This window comes from Kitasatospora sp. NPDC004799, from assembly GCF_040609095.1.
GTDB lineage: Bacteria > Actinomycetota > Actinomycetes > Streptomycetales > Streptomycetaceae > Kitasatospora.
In genome coordinates this window covers 1-1,406 of sequence record NZ_JBEXJK010000794.1, presented here as the reverse complement: position 1 = coordinate 1,406, position 1,406 = coordinate 1, and the positions used below count along the sequence as shown (strand labels likewise).

Below are 1,406 nucleotides of genomic sequence, written 5' to 3'. Positions count from 1 at the left end.
TACCGGGGGGGCGGGTGCGGCTGGCGCCGCCGCTCGGCCGCCGCCGTGGTGGGCGGCGCGGCCGCGCTGGCCCTGGTGGGCACCGGCGCGGTGTACCTGACCGGCTCGCCGATGGACGCGGGCCCGGTGACCGCGGCCGCCGCCCCGACCACCGTGGCCCCGGCGGCCGCCGGCAGCGGCAGCCCCGCGGCCGCGCCGACGGCGGCGCCGTCCCCGGCCCCGACCGTGATCACCGGCGACGAGGTGCTGGCGGCCTTCCGCGCCCTGCTGCCCAAGGGCGAGATCACCGAGGCCAAGGGCCGCGGCACCGACGACAAGCAGCTGGGCGGCACCTTCGCCGGGGCCGACCTGGTCCTCGACGACGGCCAGGGCAGGTCACTGGTCCAGATCGGCATCCAGAAGCACCGCCCCGCCCAGGTGCGGCCGCAGAGCTGCCCGACGGACCCGGAGCGCTCCCGGATCGACTCCTGCGCCGTCACCACCCTGCCGGACGGCTCCCGCCTCCTGCTCGTGCAGGGGCACGAGTACCCGGACGGCCGGGCCGACACCAAGGAGTGGCACGCCGCGCTGTCCGGCCCGGACGGCCGGGAGATCACCGTGAGCGAGTGGAACGCCCCGCAGGAGAAGGGCGCGCCCGACAGCCGCCCCAACCCGCCGCTCACCCTCGACCAGCTGAAGGCGATCGTCACCGACGCGTCCTGGGACCGGGTGGTCGCGGCGGTGAAGTTCGACGGCATCGACGCCGAGGCGGTCGACCCGGGCCTCCCCCTGGCGGAGCGGGAGGCCGTCCTGACGCGGCTGCTGCCCCCGGGGGTGACCGTGACCGGCCGCACCGGCAGTCCGCTGACGGCCACCTTCCAGCTGGCCCGGGGCGGGGCCACCGGCTCGCTGGTGCTGCGGGTGGAGAACTGGGCGAAGTCGGTGGACAACCCGGGGGAGCGGGCGTTCAAGGACGCGGTCGCCCTGCCCGACGGGAGCCGGCTGCTGACCAGCGGCGGCCCGGACGGCAACGACAAGGGCACCGGCAAGGGCGACGGCACCGGCAAGGGCAAGCCGCCGGCGGTGAGCGTCCTGCGCCCGGACGGCCTGCAGGTCACGGCCACCGAGGGCCCGGGTGACGAGCCGCTGCTCACCCTCGACCAGCTGAAGGCGATCGCCACCGCCCCCGACTGGAAGGCGCGGAAGTAGGCGGAGGCAGGACCCGCGCACAGCGGCGGCCCCGGGGGGGGGGCGGCCGGGGGGCGGGGGCCCCCCACGGCCAGGGCGGCCACCACGGCCACGGGGCCTACCACGGCCAAGGCGGCTATCACGGCCCGAACGGCTCCGGCGGGCCGGGCGGCGGGGGCCCGCAGCTGCCGCCGTGGGGCCCCGGCGGCGACGGCCGCCCCGGCCGGCGGCCCCCCGCC

1 protein-coding gene is annotated in these 1,406 nt (G+C 78.7%); it reads left to right on the top strand.

The window, feature by feature from the left end; genetic code table 11:
* Positions 1-1,188: hypothetical protein (locus ABZW03_RS40860; protein WP_355269949.1), on the top strand; the 1,188-nt coding region annotated here is incomplete at its 5' end.
* Between the last annotated feature and the right edge of the window lie 218 nt (positions 1,189-1,406).